Here is a 20,549-nt window from a genome sequence, read left to right as displayed (position 1 = left end):
TGCTGCCGGAGGTCCGGCCTCCGGCTCGGCCGCGCTCCTGGTGAGGAAGGGCACGCTCTGGCGGCTTGAAGACGGGCGCGGGCCCGGGCTAGAGTTTCACTCGCCGACGCGGGGTGGAGCAGTTCGGTAGCTCGCCGGGCTCATAACCCGGAGGTCGCAGGTTCGAATCCTGTCCCCGCTACGAGACCGGAGGCCTCGGCACCAGCAGGTGCCGGGGCCTCCCGCATGCCCGGCACGTACGCCGCCGGCACCCACGGGCTATCGGCGGTGCATTCCGCACGGGGCGGTGCTGACCGGTGCCGTGTGCACCCACAGGTGCGGGCAGGACGCACCAGTGGGTGCACACAGCACCACTCGGTGGCGAAGGCGCTATTCGGTGGGAGCGGCACCAGTCGGTGCGGCCCACCTCGGGCCGGGCCTCATATCGTGGCCTGAGGCAGCCGCCGCGCGGCCAGGTGCCCTATGGGCGCTGGCCGGGTATTTCTCCGGTGCGGTCCTTGGGGCTCCGAGTGGGAGCCGGCGATCTCCCGGTGCTGCGGGACGTGAGTCCGCGGGTGCGTGGGCCCGCTTTTCGCTAGCCTTGGGACCATGACAACTGAGAAGTCCGGCGCGACGACGCGCACAGAGTCCGACTCCATGGGGACCATCGAGGTCGCCTCCGACCGCTACTGGGGCGCCCAGACCGAGCGCTCCCTGCACAACTTCGACATCGGCCGCAACACCTTCGTGTGGGGCCGGCCCATGGTCCGCGCCCTCGGCGTGCTCAAGAAGTCAGCCGCCCTGGCCAATGCCGAGCTCGGCGAGCTCCCCCAGGACATCGCCGACCTCATCGCCGCCGCCGGGGATGAGGTCATCGCCGGCAAGCTCGACGACCACTTCCCGCTCGTCGTCTTCCAGACCGGCTCGGGCACCCAGTCCAACATGAACTCCAACGAGGTCATCTCCAACCGCGCCATCGAGCTGGCCGGTGGGCAGATGGGCTCCAAAACCCCCGTTCACCCCAATGACCACGTCAACCGCGGACAGTCCTCCAACGACACCTTCCCCACGGCCATGCACATCGCCGTGGTCAGCGAGCTGGCGGCCATGTACCCGCGCGTCGCCCAGCTGCGCGACACCCTGGCCAAGAAGTCCGAGGAATACAAGGACGTTGTCATGGTGGGCCGCACCCACCTCCAGGACGCCACCCCCATCACCCTGGGCCAGGTCATCTCCGGGTGGGTCGACCAGATCGACTTCGCACTCGACGGCATCCGTTACGCCGACTCCCGCGCTCGCGAGCTCGCCATCGGCGGCACCGCCGTCGGCACCGGTCTCAACGCCCACCCCGACTTCGGCCGGCTCTGCGCCGCGAAGATCAGCGAGGAGACCGGCATCGAGTTCACCCAGGCCGCCAACCTCTTCGCGGCCCTGGGCGCGCACGACGCCCTCGTCCTGGTCTCCGGGGCGCTTCGCGTGCTCGCCGATGCCCTCATGAAGATCGCCAACGACGTGCGCTGGTACGCCTCCGGCCCGCGCAACGGCATCGGTGAGCTGCTCATCCCCGAGAACGAGCCCGGAAGCTCGATCATGCCCGGCAAGGTCAACCCCACCCAGTGCGAGGCCATGACCATGGTCGCCGTGCAGGTCTTCGGCAACGATGCCGCCGTCGGCTTCGCTGGATCCCAGGGCAATTTCCAGCTCAATGTTTTCAAGCCCGTCATGGCCTGGAATGTCCTGGAGTCCATCCGCCTGCTCGGCGACGCCTGCGTCTCCTTCGACACCAACTGCGCCTACGGCATCGAGCCCAACCTGCCCAAGATCGAGGCGAACCTCGCCACGAACCTCATGCAGGTCACGGCCCTCAACCGCCACATCGGCTACGACAAGGCCTCCAAGATCGCCAAGAACGCGCACCGCAAGGGCCTGTCGTTGCGCGAGTCCGCCCTCGAGCTCGGCTTCGTCACCGCCGAGGAGTTCGACGCCTGGGTGGTGCCCATGGATATGACGCACCCCAGCGCCGCCAAGTGAGCCGCGCCCGCTGAGCGCGGGCCCTCGGCCGGGCCCTCATCGAGAGGGCCCGGCCAGGCGGGACCGACGACGGCGCCCGCTATGTCGGAGGGCGGGCGCCGTCGTCGGTACCAGGGCCCGGCTCAGTTATCCGAATAGTGGAAAAACGGCGGTGAAAGTGTCTTCCATCTGGGACAACCCTGGCGGTCCTGGCGAGGTGTCACTATTCTTGGATCAGAGCATTCGGAACACAATGCTCGGAACTCATGCTGATGGAGACACTTATGATCTGGTTCCATATCCTCGTCGTTCTCCTGTTCATCATCCTCGGTGCCCGACTCGGGGGCGTCGGCATCGGCCTCATGGGCGCGGCCGGCGTCCTCGTGCTCGTCGTCACCGGCGTTGACGCGGCCACTGAAGACATCCCGTGGTCCGTCATCGGGATCATCATGTCCGTCATCTGCACGGTGGCCGCGCTGCAAGTCGTCGGCGCCATGGATCATCTCGTCCACCTCACCGAGGTGCTTCTGCGCCGCCATCCCACCCATATTGTCTACCTCGCGCCCTTCGTCACCTTCTTCATGTCCTTCCTGTGCGGGACCGGGCACACCGCCTATTCCGTTATCCCCGTCATCGTCGACGTGTGCAAGGAGCATGGGATCCGCCCCTCGCGGCCGCTGTCCATCGCCGTCGTGTCATCCCAGGTCGGGGTGGCCGCCTCCCCGATCTCCGCGGCCATGGTGGCCCTCGTCGTCGCACTCGAGCCCATCGGCGTGGGCTACCTCGAGTGCCTCGCCGTGGTCGTCCCCACGACCTTCATCGGATGCGCCGTCGGCGCGATCGTCTCGGCCCACCAGGGCTGCGAACTCGTCGACGACCCGGTGTATAAGGAGCGCAAGGCCGCCGGCCTCATCAAGCCCTCCACGGCGGGGGACGACTCCTACGTCGCCGCTCCCGCAGCCGTCACCGGCCTCTGGCTGTTCATCGGCGGGCTCGTCGCCGCCGTCGCCTACGCGACCATCACCTCGAAGGAGCTCGGCCTCGTGGACGAGGCCCCGATGGACTCCACTGCCGCCATCATGCTCATCATGCTCACCACGGCAGCGCTCATCTGCGTGCTCGCCAAGAAGCCGACGACGTCGATCACCTCCCAGGACACCTTCCGCGCCGGCATGACCGCGGCGGTGTGCATCCTGGGGCTGGCCTGGCTGGGGAACACCTTCGTCAACCACTACACGGCCACGATCTCCGATGCTCTGTCCGGGCCGCTGCAGGCGGCGCCGTGGCTCGCCGCCGTCTTCTTCTACTTCGCCGCCCCGCTCATGTTCTCCCACGCCGCCACGACCTCGGCCTTCATGCCCCTCATGGTGGGGCTGGGCCTGCCGGCAGTTGCGCTCGTGGCCAGCTACCCGGCGGTGGCGAACTACTACCTCCTGCCCAACTACCCGACGACGGTCGCCGCCATGGAGATGGACGACACCGGATCGACACGGGTCGGCAGCAACGTCTTCGCGCATCCCTTCGTCCTGCCGGGCACGGTGGCGATCATCGTCACTGTCGCCCTGGGCTTCGTCATCGGGGCGATCGTGGTGTGAGCGCACTGCCCGAAGACGCCGTTGGTATGACAGGGGCAAGGAGAGGGGGCGCTATGCCCGGATCGCTCATGCCGCCATCCGGGTAAGGGACCTCGAGGGCGCCAAGGAGTTCTACGCCACCTGGTTCGGCGGGCCCCGGCCTATGGACGGCGGACCGGTCTCGTTGCCGTTTTCGACCGGTCTCGATGGAGGGGCGGCGGGGGAGAGGGTGCAGAATCTGACGATGGCGCTCCGCGCTGCCGCACCGTGCCCCGCCGCCTCCCGGAAGGAAACAACGTGCTCGTCCTCGGCCTCATCGCCGCCGCCCTGGCGGCCGCCCTCCACATCGTTATCTTCTACATGGAGTCGATCGCCTGGGAGGGGGCGCTGGCCCGCAAGACCTTCGGCGGCACTGCCGCCGAGGCGCGCCCGCACGCCTTCTATGCCTTCAACCAGGGCTTCTACAACTTATTCCTCGCCATCGAGACCATCGCCGGGATTGCCATCGCCGCCGCGGGGAACCGGGGGATCGGCGCCGCGCTGGCGCTGGCGGGCACCGGATCCATGCTGGCCGCGGCCCTCGTTCTCCTGCTCAGCTCGCGCCCGCATCGAGCCGCCGCCCTCAAGCAGGGTTCGCTGCCCCTGCTGGCCGTAGTGGCGCTCGCCATCGGCCTGCTCGCCTGAGAGGCACTGGCAGGATCAGGCTCCCCGGCGTGTCGCTGGCGAGGCGGCCTCTCACCAGGGCAGGCCGACGAGCTTGCCTATATGGGTGCCGGCCGCCATGTCGCGCTGCGCTCGGGCGATGTCCTCCAGCGGGTAGGCATGGATCGGCAGGAGGTCGAGTGTTCCCGAGGCGATCGCGTCCAGGACCCGCTGCAACTCCGCGGCCGGCAGGGATTCCGCGCCCCCGGAATAGGCGGTCAGCCGGACGCCGAAGGGCAGCCACTCCAGGGGGTAGAACTCCGGGATCGCCCAAGCGTCGGAGAGCATCCCCGAGAAGCACACGGTGCCGTGCACCGCCGTGGCGGCGAGCGTGTCCCGCAGAGCCGGCACGCCCACGAGCTCGAGTGCCGCGTGAACGCCATTGGGCTCGGCCTCGCGCACCTGCGGCGCCACGGAGCCGTCGTCGAGCAGGGCGGTGATACCCCGGGAGGCCAGGAGCTCGCAGCCCTCGGGGCGTCGGGAGGTCGCGTAGACCCGGCAGCCCTTCTCCGCCGCGAGGGCCGCCGCGGCCAGGCCTAGCGCGGAGGTCCCGCCGCGAACGAGTAGCGACTGGCCCGGCTGAAGATCCAGGCCGGTGGTGAGCGAGCCGTGGGCGGTCTGAAGAGTCTCGGGGACCGAGCCGATGACCTCCCACGGCAGATCGGATGAGAAGGGGATGACCTGCTCGCTCGGTACCACCGTGTATTGGGCGTAGCCGCCGTCGAAAATCCGGCCCATGCCCCCCATGAGCGTGGCCACTTGAGCTCCGGGCGCCAGGGTGCCGTCGGGATCCAGATCGACGACGCCGACCGCTTCGATGCCCAGCACCCTCGGCAGGGTCATCCCCTCGGCCTGGCCGGTCACCGAGTGGTACTCCGAGCGGTTGAGCCCGAAGGCCATCACCTTGATCCGGACCCATCCCGGCGCGGGCTCGGGAACCGGCAGATTGACGATGCGCAGGTTCTCCACGCCGATGCCGGTGAGCACGGCGGCGCGCATAGTCGCGGCGGTGGAGCGGTCAGTCGAGCTCGATGCGGGCATGGGATCTCCTCGTCAAGACTCATGCGGGGTGGGCCTCCTGGATAATCTCTCAGGAATCGGCGTGGGACGCCAGGCGCGAACGGCTATCCTGCCGAGCCGACCAGGTCCGATCAAGTCCGTTCAGGACTGAATAGGATCGGCAGGGCGTGCCGGAGGGCGCTCATGCTCATGGCCGATTGCGGGGAATCGGAGCGGATATGAAGATTCCTCCCAGCAGCGGGGAATGAGATGGGATCATCGGGTGTTGGCTCATGCGGGACCACCCTCAGCGCGTCTCCAGGCGCCCGGACTGAGCGAGTGGCAGCCCAGGCCCCACACCACGAGGAGAGCACGTCGATGAGTGGTGAGATCGAGTTCGACTCCGTTACCAAGCACTACCCCGTCCCTCGGCGCGCCAGGCGCCAGGGCGCGGATGCCTCGGCGGGCCCCGCGGTCAACGCCTTCAGCGCCACCATCGCCCAGGGCACCACCACTGTCCTGCTCGGCTCGTCGGGTTCGGGCAAGACCACGCTCATGCGCATGGTCAACCGGATGGTCGAGCCCACAAGCGGGCGCGTCCTCATCGACGGCGAGGACGTCGCCGGTCGGGATCCCGTCGTCCTGCGCCGCTCCATCGGCTACGTCATGCAGAACGGCGGTCTCCTGCCTCACCGCCGCGTCATCGACAACATCACCCTCGTGCCCCGGCTCAATGGCACGAGCCGGGCGGATGCCGCCCACCGCGCCCGTGAGCTCATGGGCATCCTCGGCCTCGACCCCGCCCTGGCCGAGCGCTACCCCCATGAGCTCTCCGGCGGGCAGGCCCAGAGAGTCGGCGTCGCCCGGGCCCTCGCGGCCGACCCCGCGATCCTCCTCATGGACGAGCCCTTCGGCGCCGTCGATCCCCTCGTGCGCCGCGAGCTTCAGGCCGAGACCGCCCGCCTCCAGCGCGAGCTCGGCAAGACGATCCTCTTCGTCACCCACGACGTCGATGAGGCCCTGGCCCTGGGCGACGAGATCATCGTCCTGCGCGAGGGCGGCCGGATCGCCCAGCGCGGCACCGGCCCCCAGATCCTCCATCACCCGGCCGACGCATTCGTCGAGCGCTTCCTCGGCCTCGACGACCACATCCGGGCCTCCCGTCTGCGCGAGACGGCCATACGCGACTCCGGCGCCGGATCGCCGTCCTCACCGGCCCCCGCGCCCGAGGCCGCCGAGGTGGCGCGCCCATGACGTGGATCCTCGCCAGCCGTGCCCTCATCCTCAGCTGCCTGGAGTCCCACCTCGCCCAGGCGCTGCCCGCGATCGGCGCCGCTCTGCTCCTCACCATCCCCCTGGCGCGCCTCGCGCAGAGGGCCCGCCCTCTGCGCGGCCTCATCACCATCGCGGCCTCGCTCCTCTACGCGATCCCCTCCCTCGCGCTGTTCGTCATCCTGCCGATCATCCTGGCCACCGGCATCCGATCCACGCTCAACGTCGTCGTCGCCCTGGCCCTCTACGCCCTGGCCCTCCTCGTCCCCGCCACCGTCGAGGCCCTCGACGCCGTCGACCACCGCTCCCTCGACGCCGCCACCGCCATGGGCATGGGGCGGCTGCGCCGATTCACCACCGTCGAGCTGCCGCTGGCGGGCCCGGCGATCGTCGCCGCCCTGCGGGTGGCCACCGTCTCCACGATCTCGCTGACGACGGTGGGCGCGGTGCTGGGCGTGCGCAGCCTCGGCTGGCTCTTCACCGATGGCTTCGAACGGGGCATCTGGCCCGAGATCATCGCCGGCGTGCTGCTGACCGCCCTGACGGCCCTCGTGGTGGATCTGCTCATCGTCGCCGGCGGGCGCCTGCTCATGCCCTGGTCCCGCGGCGGGGGAGCCCGGGCAGGGAGGGCCGCCGCATGAGGCTCCTCCTCGACGCCCTCGCCTACATGGCCGACGCCGCCCACTGGTCCGGTTCCATGGGCATCGCCCGGCTCTTGGTGCAGCACGCCGCCTACTCTCTCGCCGCCGTGGCGATCGCCGCCCTCATCGGCATGCCCATCGGGTGGTGGATCGGGCACACCGGCCACGGGCGGGCCCTCGTCATCTCCCTCACCGGCGCCGTGCGCGCCCTGCCCACTCTGGGGCTCGTCACCATGTTCGGCCTGGCCCTGGGCATCGGACCGGGGGCGCCCATGATCGCCCTGGTCATCCTCGCGCTTCCCTCCGCCCTCGCCGGGGCCTACTCGGGCGTGGAATCCGTGGACCCCACCGCCGTCGACGGTGCGCGAGGGGCGGGCATGAGCCCACTGCAGATCCTCGCGCGGGTTGAGATGCCGCTGGGCGCCCCGATCATGCTCGGCGGCCTGCGCGCCGCCTCCCTGCAGGTCATCGCCACGGGCACCCTGGCCGCCTACACCGGCGCGGGGGGCTTGGGCCGCCTCATGTTCCTCGGCCTCAAGACCCAGGACTACCCGATCATGCTCGCCTCCGCGCTCCTGGTGATCGCCCTGGCCCTCGTCTCCGAGGGGCTCTTCGCCCTCCTCCAGAGGGCCAGTGTGCCCGCGGGATCGCGGCAGCGGCGCAAGGAGGCCTGATGAACCGCCCGAACCACTCCGCCGCGCGGCCCACCCGGCGCGCCATGCTTGCGGGCCTGGGCGCCGGGGCCGCGGCCCTCCTGGCCGGCTGCTCCGACGCGAATCCCTTCGCCGTCCACCGCCGCGAGGGCAGCATCGTCGTCGGCAGTCAGCAGTACTACTCCAACGAGATCATCGCCGAGCTCTTCGCCCAGGCCATCGAGGCCAAGGGGCTCACCGTCCAGCGGGAGTTCCGCATCGGCCAGCGCGAGGCCTACCTGCCCGAGATCGCCAGCGGCTCCATCGACGTCATCCCCGAGTACGGCGGCAACCTCCTGCAGTACTACCAGCGCGTCTCGGCGACGGCGAGCACCGGTCCCACCCAGGGGGCCGCAATCCCCGCCGCCAGCCCCATCACCGCCGAGGCCGTCCAGGAGGAGCTCACCCGGATCCTCCCCAGCGGACTGCGGGTCCTGGCCCCCGCGAAGGCGAGCGACCAGGACTCCTTCGCTGTCACCCGCGCTAGCGCCGAGGAGCATGGCCTGATCTCCATCGGCGACCTCGCGGGCCTCGGTCGCGCGGTGAGCATGGCCGCCAACAGCGAATTCACGGCCCGTCCCTACGGGCCGGCGGGTGTCAGAACCGTCTACGGGGTCGATATCGAGCTCACCCCTGTGGAGGACTCCGGCGGGCCGCTGACCGTCAAGGCCCTGACCGACGGGAGCGTCGATGTCGCCGACATCTACTCCTCCGATCCGGCCATCGAGGCCAATGGTCTGGTGATCCTGGAGGATCCCGCCGGTCTCATCGCCCCTCAGCGCGTCACCCCGCTGGTCGCCGAGGCTCTGGCGCCCACGGCCGTGGAGGCCATCGACGCGGTCTGCGCGCGCCTGGATCCGGGTGAGCTGCGCTCCCTCAACGCCCGCTCCACCGGCGAGCAGCTCGCCGCCGAGGTCATCGCCGCCGACTGGCTGGCCGCCCAGGGCCTCGTGAGCTGAGCGGTTCCCGGCCGCGGCGACAGCGCCCACCCAGGAGGCCTGAGGAGTGTCCGTCAGCCCAGTCCCGGAGCCTTCGCGGTCGAGGTCCTGACCACGAGTCGGGGCACGACCACCTGCTCGGTGGGCAGGTAGCTGTTCGCCGCGCGGCCGATCGCGCGCTCCAGCGCCAGGCGCGCCATGAGATCCGTGTTCTGGTCGATCGTCGTCAGGGTCACCGGCCCGGCCTGCGCCCGCCGGGCGTTGTCGAAGCCGACGACGCTCACCCGCTCCGGCACCGCCGCCCTGGCCGCCCTCAGGCCCAGGACAATGCCGCCGGCCACCCGGTCGTTGAAGGCGACGATGCCGGTCGGCAGGTGCTCCAGCCCGCCGGCTGCCAGCGCCTTCTCCACCATTGCGGCGGCGGCGGCGAGCCCGTGCTCCTGCTCGATGCCTCCTGGCAGGACCACGATCTCGTTGCCCAGGCCGTGCGAGTCCATCGCCTCCAGGTACCCGGCGCTGCGCTCGGCCGAGGACGGCGCCGTGCCGCCGTCGACATGCGCGATCCGCCGGTGCCCGAGGGAGACGAGATGGTCGACGGCGAGCATGAGCCCGCCCCGATCATCGATTCGGATGACGTCCACCGCAGGGCTGGCGGCCGGTCGGGCGATCGTCACCACCGGCACCTCGTCGGCGAGGCTCCTCAGCCGCGCCGCGCCGGTAGAGGGCGCCACCATGATGAGTGCGTCAACGCGGTCGCGCAGCAGCGTATCCGCGGCACGGCGGTCATCGATCGTGTCGATGACGGCGGATAGGACGAGGCGGTGCGTCGTGGCGGTCTCCGCAGCGTGGTAGAGGCTCTCGATGAGCTCGGCGTGGAAGGGCTGGTGGACGGCGAAGGTCACCCCGATCAGGCCCGAGCGCGCCGAACGCAGGGCCCGCGCCCTCTGGTCCGTCCGATAACCGAGCCGTTTGGCGACGGCCTTGACGCGACGACGGGTCTCCTCGGAGGCGCCTGCGGCGTCCCGCATGACGATCGAGGCCATCGACACGGAGCAACTGGCCTCCCGGGCGACGTCGACCAGCGTCACCCTCCTGCTCCTGCCACGGGCCATCGTGCCGTCCTCTCATCGCCGCACGCTGCCCGCGCGATGGGGCCCGGCCGGGGCTCCCGCCCCCGGGGCGGTCGCCTGAAACTGGAATCTAATAATTTTAGAACGTTCTGTCGAGAGCCGTCATCGGATGAATGGCCTGCCAGCAGCGATAAGACGCTGACGAAGGTGCAGACTTCATGCGCTCGCGATCCAGGGGAATTGGAATGCACTACGGTCTATTTCGTCGCCAGGAGCACAGTGATGACGCTGCGGAGTCCCGGCCTCACCACCCAGACCATGACGAAGGAGTCAGGAAGCATGGCATCTCGCAAGCCCGTCAGGATCGCGCTGGTCGGTGCCGGCCGTATCGGCGCGCACCACGCCACCGCGATCGCCCACGACCTCCACACGGCGGAGCTCGTGGCCGTCGTCGACCCCCGTATCGACGCCGCCACCGCCCTGGCCGATGATCTCGGCGCCCGTGCCGAGGCCGACGCCGAGTCAGTCCTCGAGGACCCCGGGGTCGACGCCATCGTCGTCACGACCCCGGCCGCTCTCCATCACGACCTCATCATCGCCGCCGCCGAGGCCGGCAAGCACGTCTTCGCCGAGAAGCCCATCACGACCGAGCTGGCCGAGGCCGACGGGTGCGTGGCCGCCACGGCCCGGGCCGGTGTCGTCCTGCAGGTCGGTTTCAACCGCCGCTTCGCCCCCGGGTTCGTCGCTGCGAGGAGAGCGGTGGACGACGGCCGCGTCGGCACCCCGCAGCTGCTGCGCTCGCTCACCCGCGACCCCGGACCCTACGGCGGAGAGCCCGAGCGCACCCCGCTGTGGACGATCTTCCTGGAGACCCTCATCCACGACTTCGACACCCTGCGCTTCCTCAACCCCGGCTCCGAGGTCACCGAGGTCACCGCCCATGCCGACGCCCTCATCCGGCCCGACGCCCGCGAGGCCGGCTTCCTCGACACCTCGGTCGTCCACCTGCGCTTCGACAACGGCGCCTTCGCCACCGCCGAGGCCTCCTTCAGCGCCACCTACGGCTATGACGTGCGCGGAGAGGTCTTCGGCAACGGCGGGATGGCCGTCGCCGGCTCCAGCCGTACCAGCGACATGGAGTACTACGGGCCGGCCGGCGTCTCCTACGACACGTCCCGGGCGGACACCGATCTCCTCCACGGCGCCTACGTGGCCGAGTTCGCCGCCTTCGTCGAGGCCGTGAGCGGCGCGGCCCCCGCCATCCCCACCGGTGAGGACGGCGTCAAGGCCCTGGAGATCGCCCGAGCGGCCATCCTCTCGGTCCAGCAGTCGCGCACCGTGCGCCTTGAGGAGGTGGCTCGATGAGATCTGTGACCGTGCCTGCGGGCAACGCCTTCACCCTGGCGGCCTGCGCTGAGATGATCTATCTCGATAAGCCGTTCATGGAGCGCGTCGAGGCCATCGCCGCGCGCGGCCTGGGCGTGGAGATCTGGGACTGGACCGCCAAGGACCTCCAGGCCCTGGCCGCCCGGCGCGCCGACGGGGCGCGCATCATGTCCATGACCGGATACATCGAGGGCGATCTGACCACCTCCGAGGGCATCGCCCGCCTGCTCGAGACCGCCGAGCAGTCACTGGCCGCGGCCGAGACACTGGAATGCCCGGTGCTCAACTTCCACGGCACCGGCCTGGGCGAGGGCGGCATCCCCGTCGTGGCCAACGCCCACCCCACCCCGGGCGACTGGCTGCGCGCCGCCGAGACCTGTGCCCGCCTGGCCCGGCTCGGAGCCAGGGAGGGGCGCGTGTTCACCCTGGAGAACCTCAACACCGCGCTGGACCACCCCGGCTGCCCCTTCGCCACCGCGGCCGACGCCCTGGCCCTCGTGCGCGCCGTCGACTCGCCTCACCTGAGGCTGAATCTCGACCTATACCACGCCCAGATCGGGGAGGGCAACCTCATCGAGCTGTGCCGCCAGGCCCTGCCCTGGATCGGGGAGCTCCAGGTCGCCGACGTCCCCGGCCGGGCCCAGCCCGGCACCGGCGAGATCAACTACCGTGCCATCGTCACCGCCCTGGCCGACATGGGCTACCACGGCAACATCGGCATGGAGGCCTTCGCCTGGGGTGCCACCGACGCGGACGAGCCCGGCTCCACCGCCGCCTCCGAGGGGGCCCTGGACCAGTTCATCACCACCTTCACCGTAGGAGGCCCCGCATGAGCGACAACGCCGGTGCGGCCGTCCAGGCCCGCCATGCTGACGCGGGGACTCCCGCGGAAAAGACCCGCGTCGACAAGCGCCTGTTCACCATCCGCACGATCGCCACCCTCGGCGGCCTCCTGTTCGGCTACGACACCGGCGTCATCGCCGGCGCCCTGCCCTTCCTCGCGCGCGGCGCCGAGGAGGGCGGCCTGGGGCTGACGGCCTTCCAGGAGTCGATCGTCACCTCCTCCCTCACGATGGGGGCGGCCATCGGGGCCATCGTCGGCGGGCGCCTGTCCGACCGCTACGGGCGCAAGAGGAACATCTACACCGTCGCCGTCATCTTCCTCATCGGGGCGCTCGGCTGCGCCCTGGCCCCGAACTACCCCGCCCTCGTGGCCTTCCGCTTCTTCCTCGGACTGGCCGTGGGCGGCGCCTCCGCCACCGTGCCCGTCTACCTCTCCGAGATGGCGCCGGTGACGATCCGCAGCACGATGGTGGCGCGCAATGAGCTCATGATCGTCACCGGCCAGCTGCTGGCCTACTCCTTCAACGCCTTCATCGCCGTCATGTGGCCGCAGGCCCACGTCTGGCGCTGGATGCTCGTCATCGCCTCGGTCCCCGCCATCGGCCTGTGGATCGGCATGCACCTGCTTCCGGAGTCCCCGCGCTGGCTCGCGAGCCAGGGGCGCACGGCCGACATGTGGCAGGTTCTCAACGAGGTCCGCATGGCCGACGGCGTTGAGGACGAGGGGAGCGACATCATCCGCCGCGTCGAGGAGGAGGCTGCGCTCGGCAAGGGCTCCTGGGTGGACCTCAAGACCCCGTGGATCGGCAAGATCACCGCGATCGGCATCGGCCTGGCGGCCCTGTCGCAGCTCACCGGCGTCAACGGCATCATGTACTACGCCCCGACGATCCTCCAGACCACCGGCCTGGGGACCCAGGCGGCCCTCGTCGCGACAATCGCCAACGGCGTGGTCTCGGTGGCGGCGGTATCCATCGGCATCGGCTTCCTGAAGAAGCTGCCCCGCCGGCGTATGATGCTCATCGGCCAGACCGGCGTGGTCATCTCGCTGATCCTGCTGGGCTCGATGTTCCTCCTGCCGGAGTCGACGGCGCGCTCCTACCTGGTGCTGCTGTTCATGCTCACCTTCCTGTTCTCCATGCAGTGCTTCATCGGCCCGACCTTCTGGCTCATGCTCTCGGAGATCTTCCCGATGCGCGTACGGGGGCTGGCCAACGGCGTGGCGGTGTTCTGCAACTGGATGGGCAATGTCATCGTGGCCTTCGCCTTCCCGAATCTCATCGCGGCGGTGCAGGGCAACACGTTCTTCGTCTTCGCGGTGATCAACGCGTGCACGCTGGTGTTCTACGCGAAGTACCTGCCGGAGACCTTCGGCCGCTCCCTGGAGTCCCTCGAGCGGCACTTCGAGGAGAAGTACTCCTGACCGGAGCCTGATGGAACACGGTCCGGCGCCACGACCACCGCGAGGGGGCGTGGCGCCGAACCGCCTTCGGCGTGCGGATCCGTCCACGTCGTCAGGGGTGCAGCCAGTGCTGCGATCGGCCCCGCGCGGCGCTCCACCCGAGGGGGAGTCATGCCTCCGGCGCCCTCCGTGATCGTCCCCGCAGTCCCGGATGCGTCCAGGCGACGGTGAAGGACGCCGTGAGCACGGCCAGCGCGAGGCCGAAGGGCGCCAGGGGCTGCCAGCCGTAGAGCGCCGTCGCCGTGACGGGGGCGAAAACCCATGTCACCGCGCCCGTGGCGTTGAGGATGCCCGCCGCCCCTCCCTGCTCGGCGGCGGGCACGGCGAGTGAGCCGCCCGCCGTGAAGCCGGGTCCCACCAGGCCCATGGCCGCGCCCAGGAAGAGCGTCGAGATGACCATGATGGGAAGGGCGGGCGCCATCGCCAGCGCCACCAGCGCGACCACGGCGATGGTCAGGCCGATGCGGATGAGCCGCTGGGGCGGCCATCCCAGGTGCGGCACCGCGACGAGTTGCATGAGCATGGCGCCCGCCGCGTTGGCCAGCAGCATGAGCGCCGTCAGGCTCACCGCGCGCTCCGGGGGCAGGCCGAGGCGGTCCTGGACGATGAAGCCGACGATGATCTGGACCACTCCCGCGCTGAAGAACATGCCCAGACCCGAGCCGATCCAGGGCAGCAGGCGCGGATCCCTCCAGGACACGCGCGGTGGGAGGGCGGTCGCGCGCGGCGCTGGCATTTCCCCCGGGTCCGCTCCCGCGGGGGAGGACGGCATCGCCGCTCCGTTGGCGGGCGACCGGGCGCCGTCGTGAGGGATTTGGAGCAGGCCGATGAGCAGAGCGATCGCCACGAAGGCGGGCGTGGCGTACACCGGGGCCAGAATCGACCACGCCCCCAGCGCCGAGGAGAGCACCGAGCCGATGAGGATCGACATCTGCACGGCGCCGGCGAAGGCGGACAACCCCCTCACCCGGGCGTGCTCGTCCGGCGTCATCTCCGCGATGAGCGCCTGACCGGTGGGTGGGATCGCCGCGACCGCGCCGCCGAAGAACGGGCCGCGGGCTGTCACCACGGCCACCGCGGCGGCGCCCGCTCCCAGCAGGCCGGCGCTCCGCAGTCCCACCGCGACGGCGAAGAGGCAGCCCGCGATCATGGCCAGGGCGAGAGCGCTCAGCAGCACGCGGCGGCGCCCCCAGGCGATCGACCGGCGCCCCCAGAACTGCGAGAGGGAGGCCACTGTGAGCGCGGCCAGGGAGACGGCCAGGCCGACGATCCACTCGCGCAGGCCGAGTGCCCGGGCCAGGGGAGCGATCGACGCGTTGAGCATGTTCTGCGCCACGTAGGTGAACAGGACGATGGCAAGCAGCGCGCGCAGCGTGGCGCAGGCCGTGCCTGAGACCTGGGAGGCAGGAGTCGAGGGGGAGGGCAGGGGCACAGGCGCACTTTAGGGCATGGCAGGGGCGGCGATGCCCGGCAGGCCGCGTCTCCCGGGCCCCCGCGCTCGCGAGCGCCCCCTGGACCTGGCAGGATGGCGGCCGTGAGCGCGAAGCATGTGGGAATGATCTGGGCCCAGGACGCTGCCGGCGTCATCGGCGCCGATGGGGGAATGCTGTGGCGCGTGCCCGACGACTTCAGGCACTTCCGCGCCTCCACCCTCGGCTGCGGCCTCGTCATGGGCCGCGCTACCTGGGACTCCCTGGGCAGGGCGCTGGCCAAGCGCCGCAACGTGGTCCTCACCCGCCAGCGCGGCTGGTCCGCGGAGGGCGCCCTGGCCGCTCCCGACCTCGCCTCCGCCATCGCCCTGGCGGGAGGGGACCTCGACGCCGAGCTCGGCCCCGATCAGCGCGTGCGGGCGGGGGCATTGCCCCGGGTGTGGATCATCGGCGGCGGCAGCGTCTACGCCCAGGCGATGGATGCCGATGCCGCTGAACTGCTGCTCGTGAGCACTCTCGACCTCGCCGTCGACGCCCCCGATGGCGCCGTGCGGGCGCCCCGCATCGATACCTCCGCCTGGGCCCGCGATACCGCCTTATCTGACCCCGAGGGCGCATGGCGGGCCGTGTCGGGGGACGCCGCCTGGCGGGTCGACGCCTGGCGCCGTCGGTGAGCCGCCGGGCGCCGGGGCTCAGACGGCGACGGGAGCCTTGATCGAGGGGTGGTGCTGGTAGCCCTGCGAGGCGTCGATACCATCCATCGTGTAGGCGTCGATCGACTCGGCCCGCTCCAGGCGCAGCGTCGGGAACGGGTAGGCCTGGGGGACGCGGGATAGTTGCTCGCGCACCTGCTCGACATGGTTGGAGTAGATGTGGCAGTCCCCGCCGGTCCACACGAGCTCGCCGGGCTCGAGCCCGGCCTGCTGGGCGAGCATGTGGGTGAGCAGGGCGTAGGAGGCGATGTTGAAGGGAACGCCGAGGAACATGTCCGCGCTGCGCTGGTAGACCTGCAGGCTCAGGCGGCCATCGGCCACGTAGCACTGGAAGAAGGCGTGGCAGGGGGCCAGGGCCATGCGGTCCAACTCGCTGACGTTCCAGGCCGACACGAGCATCCGCCGGGAATCCGGATCCGTGCGCAGCGTGTGGACGAGGGCGGTGATCTGGTCGATGGCCCCGCCGTCGTGCGAGGGCCAGGAGCGCCACTGGGCGCCGTAGACCGGGCCGAGCTCGCCGTCGGCATCGGCCCACTCATCCCAGATGGTGATGCCCTGCTCCGTGAGCCATCCGATGTTCGTGGCGCCCTTGAGGAACCACAGGAGCTCGCCCTTGACCGCTTTCATCGCCACGAACTTCGTGGTGATGCGGGGGAATCCGGCGGCCAGGTCGTAGCGGAGCTGGCGGGCGAACAGGGAACGGGTGCCCGTGCCGGTGCGGTCGTCCTTGAGAGTGCCGTTCAGGAGGACGTCCGCGAGGAGCTCCTCATAGGCGACGTTGACGCCGTCGGGCGCGCTCAGGCCCATGGCCTGAAGCACCGGTGCTGGTGTGCCGTTCATGCCTCGATGACCTCCATGGCGGGGGTGAAGGGCGAGGCCGGTCCCAGTGCTGCCTGGGCGCCCTCGATGACCTGGTTGGCCAGGGCCCGCCCGCCCGAGTAGCCGATGGCCGCGCCGATGCCCAGGGGCAGGAGCCGACCGAGTGCGACGGCGCCTCCCTTGGCCACGGCGCGCTTGGCCAGGCGCTTGGCGAGCTGGCCGTTGATGCTCTTGGCGGTGGGGATCGGCATCTGGGCCAGGGACTGGGCCGCCCAGAAGAGGCTGGCCAGTCCGAGCTGGCCTTGGACGGCCTCGGAGCCCTCGCGGCCCAGGAGCGCCGAGAGCACGAGGGCGCGCCGCTTCTCCGGCTCGACGACGCGCAGCCCCTGGAGCTCTGCGACGGTGAGCACGTAGGTGACGGCCGAGCCGATGAAGACGGCCGCCTGCCCCACGGTGAGCGCTGCCGCGCTGGCGGTGCCGATTGACGGCAGTGCCGCCGAGGCGCCGACGGCCCCGGATGACAGGCCCGCCTCGTTGCGGAAGCGATCCGCGGCGAGTGCCACGAGCTCGGCCGTGTCGGCGCCGGGGCGGTCACGGCGCATGCGGGCCACGCGCTCGGTGATGCGCGAGGCGGGGATCGCGATCGCCTTGTCGACGGCCGCCTCGATCATGGCGGTGGATCGGCTCACGGATGCTCCTGAGGTGCGTAGGGAGGTGTCAAGGGTGGTCTATGGGGTGCTTCCCGGGGCGCCAGCGGGCGCCGACACCCCGGGCCGGGGAAGGCACCCGCGTCAGGCCGCGGGCTCGGCGTCGGGATCCTGGACGATGAGCAGGCGGACCTCGGGGCTCTTCTCCAAGGTGTGGCCCACGGTGCAGGCGCGGTCGATCGCGCCGTCGACGCGCTGGCGCAGGACGGCGAGCTGCTCGTCGCTCAGGGAGGAGTAGTCGGCGACGAGCTGCACCTCGAAGGAGTCGTAGCGCTCCTCATCCTCGTTCTTGGTGGTCGCGCATACGACGTTGGCGTCGAAGCCCTCGCCGAGGGCCTTGGCCAGGCGGTGGTCAGCGGACAGGGAGTTGCAGGTGGCCAGGGCGAGCTTGAGCAGCTCTCCGGGGGAGAACTCCCCGGGGCCCGTGCCGATGCGCACCTCGGCGCCGGAGTGATTGCGGCCCACGTACTGGCGCGTGCCGGTCCGCTCGGCCCATACGGAGTTCTTCGCGGTAGGGATGATGGTCGGGGTATCGCTCATGGGGTGATCGTGGCACGCCCAGTGGGCCCGGGACCACTGGCGCGCGCGCGAAGGGCCCGCCGTGCGCGCAGGGCGGACACGGCGGGCCGGTGGGAATACTCCGGGGAGGAGCGGGGAGGCGGGCGGTCAGTGCGAGCCCAGCCAGGCGGCGGCCCGGGACTCCTCATCGGCGATGACGCGCCCGGCCATCGACAGGGCCTTGTCCTCGACGGCGCGGCCCACCAGCGGCACGGTGACCTTCAGCTCCAGGTCCACCTCGACGACGGTCTGCTCGCCACTGGGGCGCATGGCCAGGGTGCCCGAGGAGCGCACGGGCGCGCCGCCGGCGTCGATGCTCAGCGTGCCGGTGCGCGAGCCGTCCTCGGCGGGGCCGCCCCAGGCCTCGGTGACGGTGAAGGACACGCCCGAGCGCACCAGGCGGCGGGCGGCCGAGGGCAGGGAATCGGCGGGGACGGTGCCGCTGGCGGTGGCCGAGAAGCCGTCGCCCTGGGTGGTTACCTTGCTGGTCACGGTCTCGGAGCCGAGTCGGGCGACCCGTCCGCGCTGGTACTCCGGGTCCGCCAGCATGGTGGCGACCTTGGGGGGATCGGCGGGGTAGGTGATGGTCAATGTCTTCCTCATGCCGTAGAGCCTGCCATGGAGGGGGCCATCGCGCCACGGGCGGTCCCCTCGATTAGGCTTCCACCGTGCCGCCGATCCTCCCGCCCCAGTCGCGCGCCTCCATCGACCTGCCGCCGCGCGACCTCGACTGGATCCGCCACCTCATCGCGGACTGGCAGGTCATCGCCGATCTGTCCGTCTCCGACCTCGTCCTGTGGGTCCGCGGTCTGAGCGGTCGCTTCGTGGCGATCGCCCACTGCCGCCCCTCCACGGGGCAGACGGTCCACCTGGAGGAGGTCGTGGGGCGCCGCATGCCCTCCTCGCGCGAGATCGCCGCCCTGGAGACCCTGACCACCGGCACCATCCTGGTCATGTCCGATCCCCAGTGGACCGGGACCACCGCGGTGCGCGAGGAGTACGTGCCCGTGCTCCACGAGGGCCGGGCGGTCGCCGTCGTCACGCGGGAGACGCGCGTGGGGGTTATGCGGGGGGAGCGCTTCGGCGACCAGCCCCTCAAGGCCCTCGCCGACTCCCTGTGCCAGATGATCTCCGAGGGAGCCTTCCCGATCCTCGGAGGAGTGACCGCACTGCGCCACGGCACCCCGCGAGTGGCCGACGGCGTCGTCCAGCTCGACGCCGAGGGCACCATCGTCTACGCCAGCCCCAACTCCCGCTCCTGCCTGCACCGGCTGGGCATCGCCGGGGAGATCGTCGGCGCGCATCTGGCATCGGCGATCACGGACATCATCCCCGAGCGCACGCCGGTGGACGAGACCATGGCCGTTGTTCTCATGGGCAGGCAGTCCTGGATCACGGAGATCGAGATCTCCGGTGTCTTCCTCGTCCTGCGGGCGATCCCCCTCGTTGTGCACGGGGAGAGGGCCGGCGCGATCCTCCTGGTCCGCGACGTCTCCGAGCTGCGGCGCCGCGAGCAGGTCCTCATGAACAAGGACGCCACGATCCGGGAGATCCACCACCGGGTCAAGAACAACCTGCAGACCGTCTCCGCCCTGCTGCGGATGCAGGCCCGCCGCGCCACCAACGATGAGACCCGCCAGGCGCTGGCCGAGGCGGAGCGGAGGGTCGCCGCGATCGCTACCGTCCACGAGGCGCTGAGCCACAACGTCGACGAGACTGTCGACTTCGACGAGGTCTTCGAGTCGATCCTGCGCACCGCCGCGGTCGTTGCCACGCCAACGGGGCAGGTCAAGACTGTGCTGGAGGGCTCCTTCGGTATCGTGGACGCCGAAGGAGCCCAGGCCCTAGCCACGGTGCTGGCCGAGCTGGTGACCAATGCCGTCGAGCACGGGCTCGAGGAGCGCGACGGCACCGTCACCGTGCGTGCCCTGCGGGACGGCGAGCGGATCGAGGTCCATGTCATCGACGACGGCGCGGGCATCGAGCCCGGAACAGTCATGACCGGGCTGGGCACGAGGATCGTCAAGACGCTCGTCCGAGGCGAGCTGCGCGGCAGCATCGACTGGGAGCCCGTCGTCGATGAGGAGGGGCGCCCCTGCGGGACCGATGTCGCCATCATCGCCAGGCTCGCGAGCCGCGGCGAGCCCGTGCTCGGCTGAGCCACCGCGCCACTGGGGCGCCGCGCGGCGCAGCCGGGTCCCGCGCGCATCCGGCGGGGGTGAGAACGGCGGCCCCGCCTCCTCCGAGGTCAGGGGCCGCCGTTGATGCTCATGAGCGCCGGGTGAACCGGTCTCGGCGTTGTTTTCGACCGGTCTCGATCAGGAGGAGCGGCGGGCGCGGGCGGCGCGGCGCTTGAGGGAGCGGCGCTCATCCTCGCTCATGCCTCCCCAGACGCCGGCGTCCTGGCCGTTCTCCAGGGCCCACTTGAGGCAGGTCTCGACCACCTCGCAGCGGGCGCACACCTCCTTGGCCCGGGCGATCTGGGCGATGGCCGGACCGGTGTTGCCGACCGGGAAGAAGAGCTCGGGGTCGACAGTGAGACAAGCAGCCTGGTTACGCCAGTCCATGAGTGCTTCCTTCGGGCAGGTGAGTCAAGAAGAGGGGAGGGCCGAGCGCGTCGTGCCCACCCGGTAGGGGGCCAGAGTGGCCGTCGCGCGTCCTGGGGAAACTTTCACACGCCGTTCTCCCAACGGCAAGACCTGACGCGTGTGAGACCGTCGATGAAAAGATGTTGCAATTCTCACAGTCGCGATT

General features: G+C 70.6%; 20 protein-coding genes and 1 tRNA gene. 13 read left to right on the top strand and 8 right to left on the bottom strand.

The window, feature by feature from the left end; genetic code table 11:
* Nucleotides 1–107 precede the first annotated feature (107 nt).
* The 4 genes from B6G06_RS06155 (at nucleotide 108) to B6G06_RS06140 (ending at nucleotide 4,247) form a co-directional block, all read left to right on the top strand.
* Nucleotides 108–181 (top strand) — tRNA-Met (locus tag B6G06_RS06155).
* Nucleotides 182–588: 407 nt separating this feature from the next.
* Complete coding sequence (gene fumC / locus B6G06_RS06150) at nucleotides 589–2,010, top strand: class II fumarate hydratase (protein WP_080461765.1); 1,422 nt, start codon at nucleotides 589–591, stop codon at nucleotides 2,008–2,010.
* Between the two features lie 263 nt (nucleotides 2,011–2,273).
* Entirely contained in the window at nucleotides 2,274–3,584 is a 1,311-nt protein-coding gene (locus B6G06_RS06145; RefSeq protein ID WP_080462935.1) for an anaerobic C4-dicarboxylate transporter family protein, read from the top strand.
* Nucleotides 3,585–3,860: 276 nt separating this feature from the next.
* Entirely contained in the window at nucleotides 3,861–4,247 is a 387-nt protein-coding gene (locus B6G06_RS06140; protein ID WP_080462936.1) for a DUF1304 domain-containing protein, read from the top strand.
* Between the two features lie 51 nt (nucleotides 4,248–4,298).
* Here B6G06_RS06140 and B6G06_RS06135 read toward each other — a convergent pair whose 3' ends face one another.
* Entirely contained in the window at nucleotides 4,299–5,306 is a 1,008-nt protein-coding gene (locus B6G06_RS06135; RefSeq protein WP_205635445.1) for a zinc-binding dehydrogenase, read from the bottom strand.
* Nucleotides 5,307–5,642: 336 nt separating this feature from the next.
* Between B6G06_RS06135 and B6G06_RS06130 the strand changes: the two genes are divergently transcribed.
* The 4 genes from B6G06_RS06130 to B6G06_RS06115 are packed head-to-tail and all read left to right on the top strand — an operon-like array spanning nucleotide 5,643 to nucleotide 8,828.
* On the top strand, nucleotides 5,643–6,518 hold the full coding sequence (locus B6G06_RS06130; protein WP_081171524.1) for an ABC transporter ATP-binding protein: 876 nt from the start codon (nucleotides 5,643–5,645) through the stop codon (nucleotides 6,516–6,518).
* Complete coding sequence (locus B6G06_RS06125; RefSeq protein WP_081171521.1) at nucleotides 6,515–7,177, top strand: ABC transporter permease; 663 nt, start codon at nucleotides 6,515–6,517, stop codon at nucleotides 7,175–7,177. The genes B6G06_RS06130 and B6G06_RS06125 overlap by 4 nt, the downstream gene beginning before the upstream one ends.
* Nucleotides 7,174–7,851: an ABC transporter permease gene (locus tag B6G06_RS06120; RefSeq protein ID WP_080462939.1), complete on the top strand. Its 678-nt coding sequence runs from the start codon at nucleotides 7,174–7,176 to the stop codon at nucleotides 7,849–7,851. The genes B6G06_RS06125 and B6G06_RS06120 overlap by 4 nt, the downstream gene beginning before the upstream one ends.
* Nucleotides 7,851–8,828, top strand: a complete 978-nt coding sequence (locus B6G06_RS06115; protein WP_081171519.1) for an ABC transporter substrate-binding protein — start codon at nucleotides 7,851–7,853, stop codon at nucleotides 8,826–8,828. Before B6G06_RS06120 ends, B6G06_RS06115 begins: the two co-directional genes overlap by 1 nt.
* A gap of 53 nt (nucleotides 8,829–8,881) precedes the next feature.
* Here the strand turns inward: B6G06_RS06115 and B6G06_RS06110 are convergent, their stop codons facing one another.
* Nucleotides 8,882–9,895 carry a LacI family DNA-binding transcriptional regulator gene (locus tag B6G06_RS06110; protein WP_081171517.1) on the bottom strand — a complete coding sequence of 338 codons (1,014 nt, stop codon included), beginning with the start codon at nucleotides 9,893–9,895 and terminating at the stop codon, nucleotides 8,882–8,884.
* A gap of 321 nt (nucleotides 9,896–10,216) precedes the next feature.
* On the opposite strand from B6G06_RS06110, the gene B6G06_RS06105 reads away from it, so the two are divergent.
* From B6G06_RS06105 to B6G06_RS06095, 3 genes are read left to right on the top strand one after another with little or no spacing between them, the layout of a single operon-like run.
* Nucleotides 10,217–11,242, top strand: coding sequence for a Gfo/Idh/MocA family oxidoreductase (locus B6G06_RS06105; RefSeq protein WP_081172236.1), 1,026 nt, complete (start codon nucleotides 10,217–10,219; stop codon nucleotides 11,240–11,242).
* A complete protein-coding gene (locus B6G06_RS06100; RefSeq protein ID WP_081171515.1) occupies nucleotides 11,239–12,096 on the top strand; it encodes a TIM barrel protein in 858 nt (285 codons plus the stop codon). Before B6G06_RS06105 ends, B6G06_RS06100 begins: the two co-directional genes overlap by 4 nt.
* Nucleotides 12,093–13,529: a sugar porter family MFS transporter gene (locus B6G06_RS06095; protein WP_081171513.1), complete on the top strand. Its 1,437-nt coding sequence runs from the start codon at nucleotides 12,093–12,095 to the stop codon at nucleotides 13,527–13,529. Before B6G06_RS06100 ends, B6G06_RS06095 begins: the two co-directional genes overlap by 4 nt.
* 148 nt (nucleotides 13,530–13,677) lie before the next feature.
* Here B6G06_RS06095 and B6G06_RS06090 read toward each other — a convergent pair whose 3' ends face one another.
* A complete protein-coding gene (locus B6G06_RS06090; protein WP_081171511.1) occupies nucleotides 13,678–15,000 on the bottom strand; it encodes an MFS transporter in 1,323 nt (440 codons plus the stop codon).
* 123 nt (nucleotides 15,001–15,123) lie between these two features.
* Here B6G06_RS06090 and B6G06_RS06085 point away from each other — a divergent pair, with 123 nt between their 5' ends.
* Nucleotides 15,124–15,672, top strand: a complete 549-nt coding sequence (locus tag B6G06_RS06085; RefSeq protein WP_081171509.1) for a dihydrofolate reductase — start codon at nucleotides 15,124–15,126, stop codon at nucleotides 15,670–15,672.
* Nucleotides 15,673–15,690: 18 nt separating this feature from the next.
* On the opposite strand, the gene B6G06_RS06080 is transcribed toward B6G06_RS06085, so the two are convergent.
* The 4 genes from B6G06_RS06080 to B6G06_RS06065 all read right to left on the bottom strand — a co-directional run bounded on the left by B6G06_RS06080 (nucleotide 15,691) and on the right by B6G06_RS06065 (nucleotide 18,398).
* On the bottom strand, nucleotides 15,691–16,551 hold the full coding sequence (locus B6G06_RS06080; protein ID WP_081171507.1) for a thymidylate synthase: 861 nt from the start codon (nucleotides 16,549–16,551) through the stop codon (nucleotides 15,691–15,693).
* On the bottom strand, nucleotides 16,548–17,201 hold the full coding sequence (locus B6G06_RS06075; protein ID WP_081171505.1) for a hypothetical protein: 654 nt from the start codon (nucleotides 17,199–17,201) through the stop codon (nucleotides 16,548–16,550). Before B6G06_RS06075 ends, B6G06_RS06080 begins: the two co-directional genes overlap by 4 nt.
* A gap of 120 nt (nucleotides 17,202–17,321) precedes the next feature.
* The gene (locus tag B6G06_RS06070) at nucleotides 17,322–17,777 is read right to left on the bottom strand and encodes an OsmC family protein (RefSeq protein ID WP_080462947.1); all 456 of its coding nucleotides are present in this window, start codon (nucleotides 17,775–17,777) and stop codon (nucleotides 17,322–17,324) included.
* A 126-nt stretch (nucleotides 17,778–17,903) separates the two neighbouring features.
* Complete coding sequence (locus tag B6G06_RS06065) at nucleotides 17,904–18,398, bottom strand: DUF2505 domain-containing protein (RefSeq protein ID WP_081171501.1); 495 nt, start codon at nucleotides 18,396–18,398, stop codon at nucleotides 17,904–17,906.
* A 65-nt stretch (nucleotides 18,399–18,463) separates the two neighbouring features.
* On the opposite strand from B6G06_RS06065, the gene B6G06_RS06060 reads away from it, so the two are divergent.
* Nucleotides 18,464–19,954 carry a sensor histidine kinase gene (locus B6G06_RS06060; RefSeq protein WP_080462949.1) on the top strand — a complete coding sequence of 497 codons (1,491 nt, stop codon included), beginning with the start codon at nucleotides 18,464–18,466 and terminating at the stop codon, nucleotides 19,952–19,954.
* Nucleotides 19,955–20,113: 159 nt separating this feature from the next.
* On the opposite strand, the gene B6G06_RS06055 is transcribed toward B6G06_RS06060, so the two are convergent.
* Nucleotides 20,114–20,362 carry a WhiB family transcriptional regulator gene (locus tag B6G06_RS06055; protein WP_017177051.1) on the bottom strand — a complete coding sequence of 83 codons (249 nt, stop codon included), beginning with the start codon at nucleotides 20,360–20,362 and terminating at the stop codon, nucleotides 20,114–20,116.
* Nucleotides 20,363–20,549 lie beyond the last annotated feature (187 nt).

The organism is Actinomyces gaoshouyii (assembly GCF_002076915.1).
In the GTDB taxonomy this organism is placed as follows: Bacteria; Actinomycetota; Actinomycetes; order Actinomycetales; family Actinomycetaceae; genus Actinomyces; species Actinomyces gaoshouyii.
The sequence above is the reverse complement of the archived record's forward strand: the minus strand, read 5'-3'. Positions and strand labels throughout refer to the sequence as shown.